The organism is Wenjunlia tyrosinilytica (genome assembly GCF_014646055.1).
GTDB classification, from domain to species: domain Bacteria; phylum Actinomycetota; class Actinomycetes; order Streptomycetales; family Streptomycetaceae; genus Wenjunlia; species Wenjunlia tyrosinilytica.
In genome coordinates, this window is record NZ_BMMS01000002.1 from 258,110 (window position 1) to 271,429 (window position 13,320).

The window sequence follows — 13,320 nt, forward strand, 5'->3', positions numbered from 1 at the left end:
CAGCCGCCCCGCGAACGGCACCACCACGATGGCCGAGCGCAGGGGCTCGCTACAGCGCCTTGCGCATCGCCCGGTGCTGGATGCCGCTGCCGTCGTCGAACAGCGGGCCGAAGCCGCGGTATCCCAGGCGCTCGTAGAACGGCACCACCTGGACCTGCGCCTCCAGGTACACCCCGGCCAGGCCGAGCCGCCGCGCCTCGGCCTCCAGGGCACGGACCAGCGTGGCGCCGAGACCGGTGCCCCTGGCGGCGCCGAGGACGGCGAGACGGCCGAGGACGGCGTCCCGCTCGTGGCCGCCGTTCTTGGCGGAGGCGACCGCTCCGGTCAGCATGCGGACGGTGCCCAGCGGCTCGCCGTCCGCGTCCGCGGCCAGCAGGTGGACGGTCCCCAGGTCGGCGCCGTCGTACGCGTCCCACTCGGCCTCGTCGGGGATGCCCTGCTCGACGACGAAGACCTCCTTGCGGATGGCGTGCACCGCCTCGATCTCCGCCTCGTCGGCGACCCTCACCGCCGCCTCGCCGGACGTCCCTCCCCGCTCGGGCGTTCCCCGCTCAGGCACTCTCCGCCCTCACCATCTCCAGCGCCCCCGCGAGATCCTCGGGGTACTCGCTCTCGAACTCCACCCAGCGCCCGTCGGCCGGGTGCTCGAACCCCAGGCGCACGGCGTGCAGCCACTGCCGGGAGACGCCCAGCCGCTTGGCCAGCGTCGGGTCGGCGCCGTAGGTCAGGTCGCCCACGCACGGGTGGCGCAGCGCGGACATGTGCACCCGGATCTGGTGGGTGCGGCCGGTCTCCAGCTTGATGTCGAGCAGGCTGGCGGCGCGGAACGCCTCGATGGCGTCGTAGTGCGTGACGCTCGGCTTGCCGTTGGCCACGACGGCCCATTTGTAGTCGTGGTTCGGATGCCGGTCGATCGGGGCGTCCACGGTGCCGCGCATCGGGTCGGGGTGGCCCTGGACCAGGGCGTGGTAGCGCTTGTCCACGGTCCGGTCGCGGAACTGCTGTTTGAGCAGGGTGTAGGCGATCTCGGACTTGGCGACGACCATCAGGCCGGAGGTGCCGACGTCCAGCCGGTGGACGATGCCCTGGCGCTCGGAGGCTCCGGAGGTGGAGATGCGGTAGCCGGCGGCGGCGAGGCCACCGATCACGGTGGTACCCGTCCAGCCGGGGCTGGGGTGCGCGGCCACGCCGACCGGCTTGTCGACCACGACGACATGATCGTCGTCATGGACGATCGTCATACCGGGAACGGGCTCCGCGACGACCCGCACCGGCGCCGGGGGCGGCGGGAGCTCCACCTCGAGCCACGCGCCCGCGCTCACCCGGTCCGACTTGGCCGCCGAGGCGCCGTCCAGCAGAACCTTCCCCGAGGCCGCGAGCTCGGCCGCCTTGGTGCGGGAGAAGCCGAACATCCGGGCGAGTGCGGCATCGACACGCTCGCCTTCGAGGCCGTCGGGAACGGGCAGGGTGCGGGTCTGCGGAAGCGTGCTCACCCCGTCGAGTATGCCGGACCCCGCTCAATCCTCGTGAACGTCCCTGTGGACGTCGTTGTGAACGTCGTTGTGAACGTCCTCGTGGACGTCCTTGCGAACGTCCTTGTGAATGGTGCCGTCCGGGGAGGAGCCGCGGAAGGACAGCAGGACGATCAGGATGCCGCCGCAGACGATCGCGGAGTCGGCGAGGTTGAACACGGCGAAATGCGCCGGAGCGATGAAGTCGACGACCTTGCCCTGGAAGATCCCCGGAGAGCGGAAGATGCGGTCGGTGAGGTTGCCCAGCGCTCCGCCGAGCAGGAGCCCCAGCGCAATCGCCCACGGCAGGCTGTAGAGCTTGCGGGCGATCCTGGCGATCACAACGATCACGATCGTGGCGATCAGTGTGAAGACGACGGTCATCGCCTCGCCGATGCCGAAGGCGGCTCCGGCGTTGCGGATGGCCTCGAGCTGGAGGTACTGCCCGATCAGCTCGATCGGTGCGCGGTGCTCCAGCCTCGAGACCACGAGCATCTTGCTGACCAGGTCAATGCCGTAGGCGAAGGCGGCCACGACGAGCAACGTCATGATCCGGCGCCTGCCGTTCGGCCGCGCCTGCTCGGGCGCCTCCGTCTCGGCATCCTCGGGCGTACTGATGGTCTGCTCCGCCTTCGTCACGAGAACGAGGGTACGACACACACGTCCGAGCGGGCTCAGCGGCGCTCTTGCCTCTGCTTGCACTCCACGCAGAGGGTGGCGCGGGGGAACGCCTGGAGCCTGGCCTTGCCGATCGGGTTCCCGCAGGACTCGCAGTAGCCGTAGGTGCCCGTCTCCAGGCGTCCGAGGGCGTGCTCGTTCTGGCGGAGCATCTCCCTGGCGTTGTTCGCGAGGGACATCTCGTGCTCGCGGGACATGTTCTTGGTGCCGGTGTCCGCGTCGTCGTCACCGGCGCCGTCGCCGGAGTCCCGCAGGAGTCCGGAGATCGACTCCTGGGCGGCGGTGATCTCGCCGTTGAGCCGCTCGACGTCGGCGAGGAGCCCGGCACGCAGCTCCTCGACCTCCTCCGTGGTCCACGGGTCCTCACCGGTCCTGACCGGCAGCTCGCCGGGCTCCACCCCGGCCGCAGCCCGTGCCTTCGGCACGGCGGATCCGGCGGGAGCCGGAGTCCGAACAGCAGTCGCTCTCTTCTTCGCCACCACTGACCTGGCTCCCGTCTTCTGTTGTTTCTGGGTCTGGTGATTCCCGGTCTTCGACCCGCCCGCGGCAGCGGCCCTCTTGGCAGCGGTGCTGCCAGGGGCAGCCTTCTTGGCAGCGGTGCTGCCGGGGGCGGCCTTCTTCGCGGAGGTCTTCACCGCAGCGCTCTTGCCCGCGGCGGCCTTCGCGGGGGCCTTCTTGGACGCAGCCTTCTTCGCCGCCGGGACCCCGCCCGCGGCGGCGGACTTCTTGGCGGCGGGCTTCTTGACGGCACCCTTCGCGGGGGCCTTCTTGGCAGCGGCCTTCTTCACGGCGGGCTTCTTGACGGCGGGCTTCACCGCCGCAGCCCGGCCCTCACCGGTCCCTGGCGCCCTGACCCCGGCCGCGGAGGTCTTCCGGGCAGCGGACTTCGGCGACGCCTTCTTCGCAGGAGTCTTCGCCGCTGACCTCGACGCCGTTGCTTCGACGTCACCGGTCCCGGCAGCCATGACCCCGGCCGAGGACGTCTTGGCCGCCGAAGTCTTCCGCGCCGCAGGCTTCCTCGCGGACGTCGTCCCCGTCGCGGTCTCCCCCGCGGCCGTTCCGGCGGCCCTGGTCCCCGCCGCCGTCCCCCGCGCCGTCGTCTTCGCCGGAGCCTTCCTCGCGGGAGCCTTCTTCGCCGCCGTCTTCGCCGTCGCCGTCTTCGTAGCGCCGGTCGTCGCGGCCGCTGTCTTCTTGGCCACCGACTTCTTGGCGCCGGTCGCCGCGCCCGCTGTCTTCCTCGCCACCGACTTCTTGGCCGTTGTCTTCTTGGCCGCTGTCTTCTTCGCGGCCGTCTTCTTCGCGGCTGTCTCGGTCGCGACCGTCTTCGTCGCCGCCGACCTCTTCACCGCCGCCTTAGTCGCGGCTGCCTTCGTCGCGGCCGTCTTCGTCGCGGGGGCCTTAGTCGCCGACGGCTTCTTCACCGCCGTCTTCTTCGCGGCTGTCTCGGTCGCGACCGTCTTCGTCGCCGCCGACCTCTTCACCGCCGCCTTAGTCGCGGCCGTCTTCGTCGCGGGGGCCTTAGTCGCCGACGGCTTCTTCACCGCCGTCTTCTTCGGGGCTGTCTTCTTCGGGGCTGTCTTCTTCGCGGCCGTCTTCGTCGCCGCCGCTCTCGTCGCGGGTGTCTTCTTCGACGCGACCTTCTTCGCCGTGCTCTTCTCCGCAGGCGTGCCCGCGGCCCCGCCCGCGGCCGTCCTCGTCACGGCCTTCTTCACCCCCGCCGACCTCGTCGCCGCCGACTTTTCCCCAGCCGCCTCAGTCGCGCCCGCCTTCGTCGCCGCCGACTTCTTCACCGCCGCCTTAGTCGCGGCTGTCTTCGTCGCCGCCGACTTCTTCACCGCCGCTCTCGTCGCGGGTGTCCTCCTCGACGCGACCTTCTTCGCCGCGTCCTTCTCCGCAGGCGTGCCCGCGGCCCCGCCCGCGGCCGTCCTCGTCACGGCCTTCTTCGCCCCCGCCGACCTCGTCGCCGCCGACTTTTCCCCAGCCGCCTCAGTCGCGGCCGCCTTCGTCGCCGCCGCTCTCGTCGCGGGTGTCCTCCTCGACGCGACCTTCTTCGCCGTGCTCTTCTCCGCAGGCGTGCCCGCGGCCCCGCCCGCGGCCCTTCTCGTCATGGCCCGCTTCGCCCCCGCGACCGCCTTCTTCGCCGTGGCCGTGGCCTTCTTCGCCCCCGCCGTCACCTTCCCCGTCGCTGTCCTGGCCGTGGTCGTCGCCTTCTTCGTCGTGGTGTTCTTCTTCCTCGCCGCAGGCCTGGTGGCGGCCCGCTCGGCGGCCGACCGCGGGGCAGCCCCGGTGCCCGCCTTGCTCTTGTCCACCATCGCCGCGACCCCTTCACATATTGTGATCTTGCTCGCGAACCGTGCCGGAACGATAAATCGACTCCAGTCCTTCGGCAACGGGGCGCGCCGCCTTCCCACCCACCCAGCCCTAAGGCAGATGACCTGCCTGCTTTGTGCCCATCTGCCGAGCCCGTAATCTCGGCGCGGCCTTTCCCCCGTTCCCCGTACACTGGTGCCTGCGAAAGGCGTGGAAGGGGACGAGTAGCGCCGCTAGCAGCCGAGAGCGACCCGGGGACGGTGTGAGCCCGGGGGCCTGCGCGACGTGAAGATCACCCCGGAGCCGCCGGAGGAAAGCTCCCGCACGAGCGAGTAGAACCGGCATCGCGACCCCAATGAGGGGGCCGCAGACCCATGAGTCCGCGGTCAAGGAGGGTGGTACCGCGGGAGCACGCGCTCTCGTCCCTCCGTCGGACAGCTCTTTCCGCCGGAGGCAGAACCGATGACGCAGTACCGCCAGGTCCCCGCCCAGGTCGACCTGCCCGCGCTCGAGCACGAGGTGCTCGAGTTCTGGCACGCGAACAAGGTGTTCGCCCGCTCCCTCGAGCAGAGCGACGGCAAGCCCGAGTGGGTCTTCTACGAGGGCCCGCCCACCGCCAACGGCATGCCCGGCGCCCACCACATCGAGGCCCGCGTCTTCAAGGACGTCTTCCCGCGCTTCAAGACCATGCAGGGGCACCACGTCACCCGCAAGGCGGGCTGGGACTGCCATGGCCTCCCGGTCGAGCTGGCCGTCGAGAAGGAGCTGGGCTTCTCCGGCAAGCAGGACATCGAGGCGTACGGCATCGCCGAGTTCAACGCCAGGTGCCGCGAGTCCGTCCTGCGCCACGTGGGCGCGTTCGCCGAGCTCACCGAGCGCATGGGCTACTGGGTCGACCTCGACCAGGCGTACCGGACGATGGACCCCGAGTACGTCGACTCCGTCTGGTGGTCGCTCAAGCAGATCTTCGACAAGGGCCTGCTGGTCCAGGACTACCGCGTCGCCCCCTGGTGCCCCCGCTGCGGCACCGGCCTGTCCGACCACGAGCTCGCCCAGGGCTACGAGACGGTCGTCGACCCCTCCGTCTTCGTCCGCTTCCCTCTGACCTCCGGCCCCCTCGCGGGCGAGGCCGCCCTGCTGGTCTGGACGACGACCCCCTGGACGCTGGTGTCCAACACCGCTGTCGCCGCCCATCCCGGTGTCACCTACGTCGTGGCCACCGACGGCACCGAGAAGCTCGTCGTCGCCGAGCCGCTGCTGGACAAGGCCCTCGGCGAGGGCTGGACCGCCACCGGGGAGTCCTTCACCGGCCGCGACATGGAACGCTGGACGTACCGCCGCCCGTTCGACCTGGTCGAGATCCCGGACGCCCACTACGTCGTCAACGCCGATTACGTCACCACCGAGGACGGCACCGGCCTGGTCCACCAGTCCCCCGCGTTCGGTGAGGACGACCTCAAGACCTGCCGGGCCTACGGACTGCCGGTGGTGAACCCGGTCCGCCCCGACGGCACCTTCGAGGAGGGCGTCGACCTGGTCGGCGGCACCTTCTTCAAGAAGGCCGACGAGCACCTCGTGGCCGACCTGGCCGCCCGCGGCCTGCTCTTCAAGCACGTGCCCTACGAGCACAGCTACCCGCACTGCTGGCGCTGCCACACCGCGCTGCTCTACTACGCGCAGCCGTCGTGGTACATCCGCACCACCGCGATCAAGGACGCCCTGCTCCGGGAGAACGAGAACACCAACTGGTTCCCCGAGACCGTGAAATACGGCCGGTTCGGCGACTGGCTGAACAACAACATCGACTGGGCGCTGTCCCGCAACCGCTACTGGGGCACCCCGCTGCCGATCTGGCGCTGCGAGGAGGGCCACCTCACCTGCGCCGGCTCACGCGCCGAGCTGACCGAGCTCAGCGGCCGCGACCAGTCCTCCCTGGACCCGCACCGGCCGTTCATCGACGACGTGGCCTTCCCCTGCCCCTCCGAGGGTTGCGGGCGGACCGCCACGCGCGTCCCCGAGGTCATCGACGCCTGGTACGACTCCGGCTCCATGCCGTTCGCGCAGTGGGGCTACCCGTACCGCAACAAGGAGGTCTTCGAGCGCACCTACCCGGCGCAGTTCATCTCCGAGGCGATCGACCAGACCCGCGGCTGGTTCTACACGCTGATGGCGGTCGGCACGCTCGTCTTCGACAAATCGTCCTACGAGAACGTGGTCTGCCTCGGCCACATCCTCGCCGAGGACGGCCGCAAGATGTCCAAGCACCTGGGCAACATCCTGGAGCCCATCCCGCTCATGGACCAGCACGGCGCCGACGCCGTGCGCTGGTTCATGGCCGCGGGCGGCTCTCCCTGGTCCGCGCGCCGCGTCGGCCACAACACCATCCAGGAAGTGGTCCGCAAGACCCTGCTGACCTACTGGAACACCGTCGCCTTCCAGGCCCTGTACGCCCGCACCTCCGGCTGGGCGCCCAGCGCGAGCGACCCGGCCCCGGCCGAGCGTCCGCTGCTGGACCGCTGGCTGCTCTCCGAGCTGAACTCCCTGGTGCGCGAGACCACGGCCGCCATGGAGTCGTTCGACACCCAGCGCGCGGGCAAGCTGCTCTCGTCGTTCGTGGACGACCTGTCGAATTGGTACGTGCGCCGCTCTCGCCGCCGGTTCTGGCAGGGCGAGCCGGCCGCCCTGGCGACGCTCCACGAGGTCGTCGAGACCGTCACCCGCCTGCTGGCCCCCCTGGTGCCGTTCATCACCGAGCGGGTCTGGCAGGACCTGGTGCGCCCGGTCACCCCGGACGCCCCGGACTCGGTGCACCTGGCCTCCTGGCCGGTCGCGGACGAGGCGCTCATCGCCCCCGGACTGCCCGAGCAGATGGCCCTGGTGCGCCGCCTGGTCGAGCTGGGCCGGGCCACCCGGGCCGACTCCGGCGTGAAGACCCGCCAGCCCCTCTCTCGGGCGCTGATCGCCGCTCCCGGCTTCGCGACGCTCGACCCCGAGCTGCGCGACCAGGTCGCCGAGGAGCTGAACGTCGCCGAGCTCGCCTCGCTCAGCGAGGTCGGCGGCTCGCTGGTGGACACCTCCGCCAAGGCGAACTTCCGCGCGCTGGGCAAGCGCTTCGGCAAGGGCACCCAGCCCGTGGCCAGGGCCATCGCCGAGGCGGACGCCGCTGCCCTGTCGGCCGCCCTGCGCGCCGACGGCACCGCCACGGTCACGGTCGACGGCGAGCAGGTCGCCGTCTCCCCCGACGAGGTCGTCGTCACCGAGACCCCGCGCGAGGGCTGGGCAGTGGCCAACGAGTCCGGAGCGACCGTCGCCCTCGATCTGCACATCACCCCGGAGCTGCGCCGGGCGGGCCTGGCCCGGGACGCGGTCCGGCTCATCCAGGAGGCCCGCAAGAACAGCGGACTGGATGTCGCCGACCGGATCGCGCTGCGCTGGGAGTCCCGCGACGAGGAGACGGCCGAGGCGCTTTCCGAACATGCGGTTCTGGTGGCGGAGGAGGTTCTCGCCCTTGACTTCGCCCGCGGAGAGGCCGACGACAGCTTCGGGGAGCCGTTCACGGACGAGCCCCTGGGCCTGACCTTCCGCCTGCGCAGGACCACGCGGCCGTAGGTCCCGAAGGGCCCCGGGAACCCGCACACAGGCCGCGTCCACCTGCCCGGTGGACGCGGCCTCCTCGTGTGCCGAAGCGGCTTGCGGACGCGCTCCTCGTGCCCGTGCGAATGCGCTGCTCAAGCGTCCGGGAGGCGTTTGCGGAGGAGCCCCGCACAACGCGCGGCAAAGGGCCGGGCCCCCAGGGAATCACTCCCGGGGGCCCGGCCCTTTGCCGCTTGCCGCCTACCGCGTCCTGCGGGTCAGTTGTCGTCCTCGTCGATGAGGAAGCCGCGCATCGGCGTGGGAGCCTGCTGCAACGGCTGCGGCGCCTGCGGGCGGACCGGAGCCATCGGCTGCGTCATCGAGGGGGCCATCTGCTGACCGTGGCCGCCGGTGTGGCCGCCCATCTGCTGGTTGCCGCCCATGGAGTGGTTGCCCCCCATGGTGTGGCCCATCGCGCCGGCACCGGCCGGAGCCATGGACGGCGCTCCCATGCCGCCCATCGAGGGACCCGGCAGCGAGGCCGTCGCGGGGGTCCGCGGCGGAGCCAGCGAGTCGTCGGCCTGGTTCTCCAGCTGGCGCAGCTGGCTCTCCAGGTACGACTTCAGACGGGTGCGGTACTCGCGCTCGAAGCCGCGCAGGTCCTCGACCTTGCGCTCCAGCGTGGCACGGGCGCTCTCGAGGGAGCCCATGGCCACACGGTGCTTCTCCTGCGCGTCCCGCTCCAGCGCGTCGGCCTTGGCGCGGGCGTCGCGCTCGAGGCCCTCGGCGCGGCTGCGCGCCTCGCCGACGATCTTGTTGGCCTCGGAACGGGCCTCCGCGATCGCCTGGTCCGCGGTCTGCTGCGCCAGCGAGAGCACGCGGGCGGCGCTGTCGCCACCGGGGCCCTGCTGCGGCATGTGCTGAGGGGGACCCTGGGGACCGTGGCCGGGGAACTGACCGCCGGGTCCGCCCGGTCCCTGGAGCTGTCCTCCAGGACCGGCCGGAAGCTGGGGAGCGCCACCCGGAAGCTGAGGCGGACCCATGTGCTGCGGCGGCACCGGCTGCGGGCCGGATATGGCGGCGGGCACCGGGCCGTTGGGCCGGTCCTGCGGCTCGGGCTTGCGCATCTGCTGCTGCTGATTCTGCGCAGCGGCACGAGTCGCGGCGGCAAGCTTCGCCCGCAGGTCCTCGTTCTCCCGGAGCAGTCGGGTCAGCTCGGCCTCAACCTCGTCGAGGAAGGCATCGACCTCGTCTTCGTCATAGCCTTCGCGGAGACGGACGGTCGTGAACTGCTTGTTCCGAACATCCTCGGGGGTCAGCGGCATCTCTTCACCTCAACGTGATCGTCGACAACTGGCAGCCTGCATCGTTCACATCAGGCTCCCCACGACGGAAATCAGGATGTAGACGATGATCATCAGTACGAAGAAGGACAGGTCGAGCGCCACGCCCCCGAGACGCAGCGGCGGAATGAACCGCCGCAGAAGCTTGAGCGGCGGATCGGTGACAGTGTAGGTGGCCTCGAGGACTACCACCATCGGCTTCGCAGGCTGCCACGAGCGGGCGAACATGAAGACGTAGTCCATCACCAATCGGAAGATCAGGACGACCAGGAAGCACATCAGCACGATGTAGAGCACCTCCATCGCGACGCTCATCGTGCTTTCCTCTCCCCACTCGTTTCAGGACCCGGGACCGTGGGCCGGGCTCAGCTCTGGTTGAAGAACCCGCCCTCGGCGATGCGGGCCTTGTCCTCCGCCGTGACATCGACGTTAGCAGGCGACAGAAGGAACACCTTCTGCGTCACTCTCTCGATACTGCCATGCAGACCGAAGACGAGTCCCGCCGCGAAGTCGACAAGTCGCTTTGCGTCGGTGTCGTCCATCTCCGTGAGGTTCATGATCACGGGGGTCCCCTCACGGAAGTGCTCCCCGATGGTACGGGCCTCGTTGTAGGTCCGTGGGTGAAGCGTGGTGATTCGGTACGGCTCTCGCTCGGACACGACCTTGGGCATGATCACCGGTGCGTTCTTCTCCAGACTGTGGCGCTCAGGTGTGATGGATGCCACTGGCGCCACTCGCGGCTCCTGCCGTGCCGGCACGTGCGGGACACGCGCCGGCTCCTCCTGCTGCCGCGGTACCCGCTCGGGCTCCAGTTCGGGCTCGAAGTCGTCGTCGGGGTCGAACCCCCGGCCGTCGTAACCATCGTCCTCCACGAGGCCGAGGTAGACCGCCATCTTGCGCATCGCGCCGGCCATGCTCTGAATCCTCCGGTCTGTGGTGGATCGGCCCCGCCACTGGTCCCACGATCCACAGGCCTACCCCGCGACACGCGAGGCAGACCATGATTTTTTGCTGTGGTCCGACTTCTTCGTGACGTTACCGGAGCCGGGACCTGACGCCGAGTACCGCAGTACCGACGCGTACATGTGTCGCTCCGGCCGCGATGGCCTCCTCCAGGTCCCCGCTCATACCCGCGGAGACCATGTTCGCAGCAGGATGGGCCTCGCGCAGGCTGGATGCGATTTCCGTCAACCTGTCGAACGCCGCACGCGGTTGCCCCTGGTACGGCCCGGTGAGGGGGGCCACGGCCATCACTCCTTCGAGGCGCAGCCCCTCCGCTTCGGCGACGGCGTCCGCGAGGGCCTCGACCTCCTCCGGGGCGGCGCCTCCGCGGCCCCGCTCCGCGCCCGCCTCGGAGTCGAGCGCGACCTGGATCAGGCACCCCACCTCACGTTCCCTCCGGAGTGCTTCCGCGGACAGCGCGTTGACGAGCCGGAGCCGGTCGACGGAGTGGACGTAGTCGGCGTAGCCGAGGACCGAACGGACCTTGTTGGTCTGGAGTTGGCCGACGAAATGCCAGGTCAGAGAGTGCGATGCGCACTCGGCGGCCTTGGGGGCGGCGTCCTGGTCGCGGTTCTCCGCGACATGCTCGACGCCGAGTTCGGACAGCAACCGGACGTCACTCGCGGGGTACGTCTTGGTGACCACGACGAGGGTCACCTCCTTGCGCGCGCGGCCGGCGGCGACGCACGCGGAGGCTATCCGCTCCTCGGTCCCGGCGAGGTTCGCGGCAAGTTGAGCCTTGCGCTCGCTCACGTTCTATTCCGCTCCACTCAACCAGACATATCCGGCGAGACGTCCTGTGGTGCGCTCACGCCGGTACGAAAAATGATCGCTCGATTCGAGCGTACAGATGTGGGATTTTTCACCGCTTGGCACGCCAAGACCGGACAGTTGCGCATGCACACCCGCCGCGACGTCGACCGCCGGGGTTCCCCAGCTCGTCGTCGACCACGACTGGGGGACGGCGGCCGCGACCTCGGCCCGCATCTCCTCGGGGACCTCGTAGCAGGCGCCGCAGACGGAGGGGCCGGTAGCGGCCACGATTCTGGAGGGATCCGCACCCAATGCGCACATGATCTCCACGGTCGCGGGGACCACTGCGGCCAGCAGACCCGGGCGGCCGGCGTGCGCCGCGGCCGCGATCCCCGCCGCCGGGTCGGCGAGCAGGACCGGGGTGCAGTCGGCGACGAGGACGGCGAGCGCGAGTCCCCGGCGGGCGGTGACGATCCCGTCGACCTCGGGCACCGCACCCGTCCACGGGCCCTCGACGACGGCGACGTCGCGCCCGTGCACCTGGTTCATCCAGACGACATCGCCCGGCTCGAGGCCCAGCGACTTGGCGGCGAGCGAGCGGTTGTGCCGCACCGCGTCGGGGTCGTCGCCCACCGCGCCGCCGAGGTTGAGCCGGTCGTACGGAGCGGCGCTCACCCCGCCCCACCTGTCGGTGAAGGCGAAGTGCGCGCCGCCTCGGGAGAACTGCTGCCCTATCACGGGGGACTGGGCCTACTTGAGGAAGTCGGGAACGTCCAGTTCCTCGGCCGGGGTGTCCTGGTAGGGACGGGAGGCCGGGACCTGGGGCGGGGCGGCCGGGGCCGGGGGCACCTCGGAGGCGGTCTCGGCGGGGGCGGGCTCCTCCTGACGGGGGGTCACGCTGCCGAGGCTGCCGAACGACGGGACGCGGGGGGGCTCCGGCTGGGCGTTCAGCCGTGTGGGTGGCGGGCTCGCGGGCTCGTCGGTCCGCCCACCGCCGCTGTAGCCCAGCACCTTGTCCCGGGCGCCCTTGGTGGGCGGCTGGCCGCCGTCGAACCCGGCCGCGATGACCGTGACCCGGACCTCGTCGCCGAGGGCGTCGTCGATGACGGCGCCGAAGATGATGTTCGCCTCCGGGTGGGCCGCCTCGCTGACGAGCTGGGCCGCCTCATTGATCTCGAAGAGGCCGAGGTCGGAGCCGCCGGAGATGGACAGCAGCACACCGCGGGCGCCGTCGATGGAGGCTTCGAGGAGCGGGCTGGAGATCGCCATCTCTGCCGCGGCGACCGCCCGGTCGTCGCCGCGGGCGGAGCCGATGCCCATGAGGGCCGACCCCGCTTCGGACATCACGGACTTGACGTCGGCGAAGTCGAGGTTGATCAGGCCCGGTGTGGTGATCAGATCGGTGATGCCCTGCACACCGGAGAGGAGTACCTGGTCGGCGGACTTGAAGGCGTCGAGGACGCTGACCTGGCGGTCCGAGATGGACAGCAGGCGGTCGTTGGGAATGACGATGAGCGTGTCGACCTCGTCGCGAAGCCCCGCGATGCCGTCCTCGGCCTGGTTGGCGCGGCGGCGGCCCTCGAAGGTGAACGGGCGGGTGACCACGCCGATGGTGAGGGCGCCGAGCGAGCGGGCGATGTTCGCCACGACGGGGGCGCCGCCGGTGCCGGTGCCGCCGCCCTCACCCGCGGTCACGAAGACCATGTCGGCCCCCTTGAGGACCTCCTCGATCTCCTCGCGGTGGTCCTCGGCGGCCTTGCGGCCGACATCGGGGTTGGCGCCCGCACCGAGTCCGCGGGTGAGTTCGCGGCCGACGTCGAGTTTGACGTCGGCGTCGCTCATCAGCAGAGCCTGGGCGTCCGTGTTGATCGCGATGAACTCGACGCCCTTGAGACCGACCTCGATCATCCGGTTGATGGCGTTGACGCCACCGCCGCCGATTCCGACGACCTTGATGACTGCGAGGTAGTTCTGCGGTGCTGCCACGTCGAAGGCCTCTCGCCTCGAGTTACGTGCCGCCGACGCGTGATGCGTTTCAGCGACTCATGCCGTTGGATCTGCGTGTTGCCGGGCCTGACGGGCTCCGGACCGCGACCCGAACCCTAACCTTGAGGTTTAGGGTTATCAGTAAGCCGTCTCTCATGCACTGT

General features: G+C 70.4%; 11 protein-coding genes and 1 pseudogene. 1 reads left to right on the forward strand and 11 read right to left on the reverse strand.

Features of this window, described 5'->3' with window-relative positions:
- Nucleotides 1-49 precede the first annotated feature (49 nt).
- The 5 genes and pseudogenes from IEY86_RS03365 to IEY86_RS36145 all read right to left on the reverse strand — a co-directional run.
- Complete coding sequence (locus IEY86_RS03365) at nt 50-559, reverse strand: GNAT family N-acetyltransferase (protein ID WP_229698119.1); 510 nt, start codon at nt 557-559, stop codon at nt 50-52.
- Entirely contained in the window at nt 552-1,493 is a 942-nt protein-coding gene (locus tag IEY86_RS03370; protein WP_189129952.1) for an RluA family pseudouridine synthase, read from the reverse strand. Before IEY86_RS03370 ends, IEY86_RS03365 begins: the two co-directional genes overlap by 8 nt.
- A gap of 24 nt (nt 1,494-1,517) precedes the next feature.
- Complete coding sequence (gene lspA, locus IEY86_RS03375; RefSeq protein WP_189129953.1) at nt 1,518-2,150, reverse strand: signal peptidase II; 633 nt, start codon at nt 2,148-2,150, stop codon at nt 1,518-1,520.
- A 35-nt stretch (nt 2,151-2,185) separates the two neighbouring features.
- Nucleotides 2,186-2,977, reverse strand: a complete 792-nt coding sequence (locus tag IEY86_RS36140) for a TraR/DksA family transcriptional regulator (protein WP_229698137.1) — start codon at nt 2,975-2,977, stop codon at nt 2,186-2,188.
- A gap of 333 nt (nt 2,978-3,310) precedes the next feature.
- A pseudogene (locus IEY86_RS36145) lies at nt 3,311-4,501 on the reverse strand (histone H1-like repetitive region-containing protein); the annotation flags it as partial.
- A gap of 460 nt (nt 4,502-4,961) precedes the next feature.
- Here IEY86_RS36145 and ileS point away from each other — a divergent pair.
- The gene (gene ileS / locus IEY86_RS03385) at nt 4,962-8,108 is read left to right on the forward strand and encodes an isoleucine--tRNA ligase (protein ID WP_189129954.1); all 3,147 of its coding nucleotides are present in this window, start codon (nt 4,962-4,964) and stop codon (nt 8,106-8,108) included.
- Nucleotides 8,109-8,350: 242 nt separating this feature from the next.
- Here the strand turns inward: ileS and IEY86_RS03390 are convergent, their stop codons facing one another.
- From IEY86_RS03390 to ftsZ, 6 genes are all read right to left on the reverse strand, one after another.
- Nucleotides 8,351-9,397, reverse strand: coding sequence for a DivIVA domain-containing protein (locus IEY86_RS03390; protein WP_189129955.1), 1,047 nt, complete (start codon nt 9,395-9,397; stop codon nt 8,351-8,353).
- 45 nt (nt 9,398-9,442) lie between these two features.
- On the reverse strand, nt 9,443-9,730 hold the full coding sequence (locus IEY86_RS03395) for a YggT family protein (protein WP_189129956.1): 288 nt from the start codon (nt 9,728-9,730) through the stop codon (nt 9,443-9,445).
- Nucleotides 9,731-9,780: 50 nt separating this feature from the next.
- Nucleotides 9,781-10,329 (reverse strand): cell division protein SepF, encoded by a 549-nt coding sequence (locus IEY86_RS03400; protein WP_189129957.1) that lies wholly within the window; start codon nt 10,327-10,329, stop codon nt 9,781-9,783.
- A gap of 121 nt (nt 10,330-10,450) precedes the next feature.
- Complete coding sequence (locus IEY86_RS03405) at nt 10,451-11,170, reverse strand: YggS family pyridoxal phosphate-dependent enzyme (RefSeq protein ID WP_189129958.1); 720 nt, start codon at nt 11,168-11,170, stop codon at nt 10,451-10,453.
- A 3-nt stretch (nt 11,171-11,173) separates the two neighbouring features.
- Nucleotides 11,174-11,908, reverse strand: coding sequence for a peptidoglycan editing factor PgeF (gene pgeF, locus IEY86_RS03410; RefSeq protein WP_189129959.1), 735 nt, complete (start codon nt 11,906-11,908; stop codon nt 11,174-11,176).
- Nucleotides 11,909-11,920: 12 nt separating this feature from the next.
- Nucleotides 11,921-13,156: a cell division protein FtsZ gene (gene ftsZ, locus IEY86_RS03415; RefSeq protein WP_189129960.1), complete on the reverse strand. Its 1,236-nt coding sequence runs from the start codon at nt 13,154-13,156 to the stop codon at nt 11,921-11,923.
- Between the last annotated feature and the right edge of the window lie 164 nt (nt 13,157-13,320).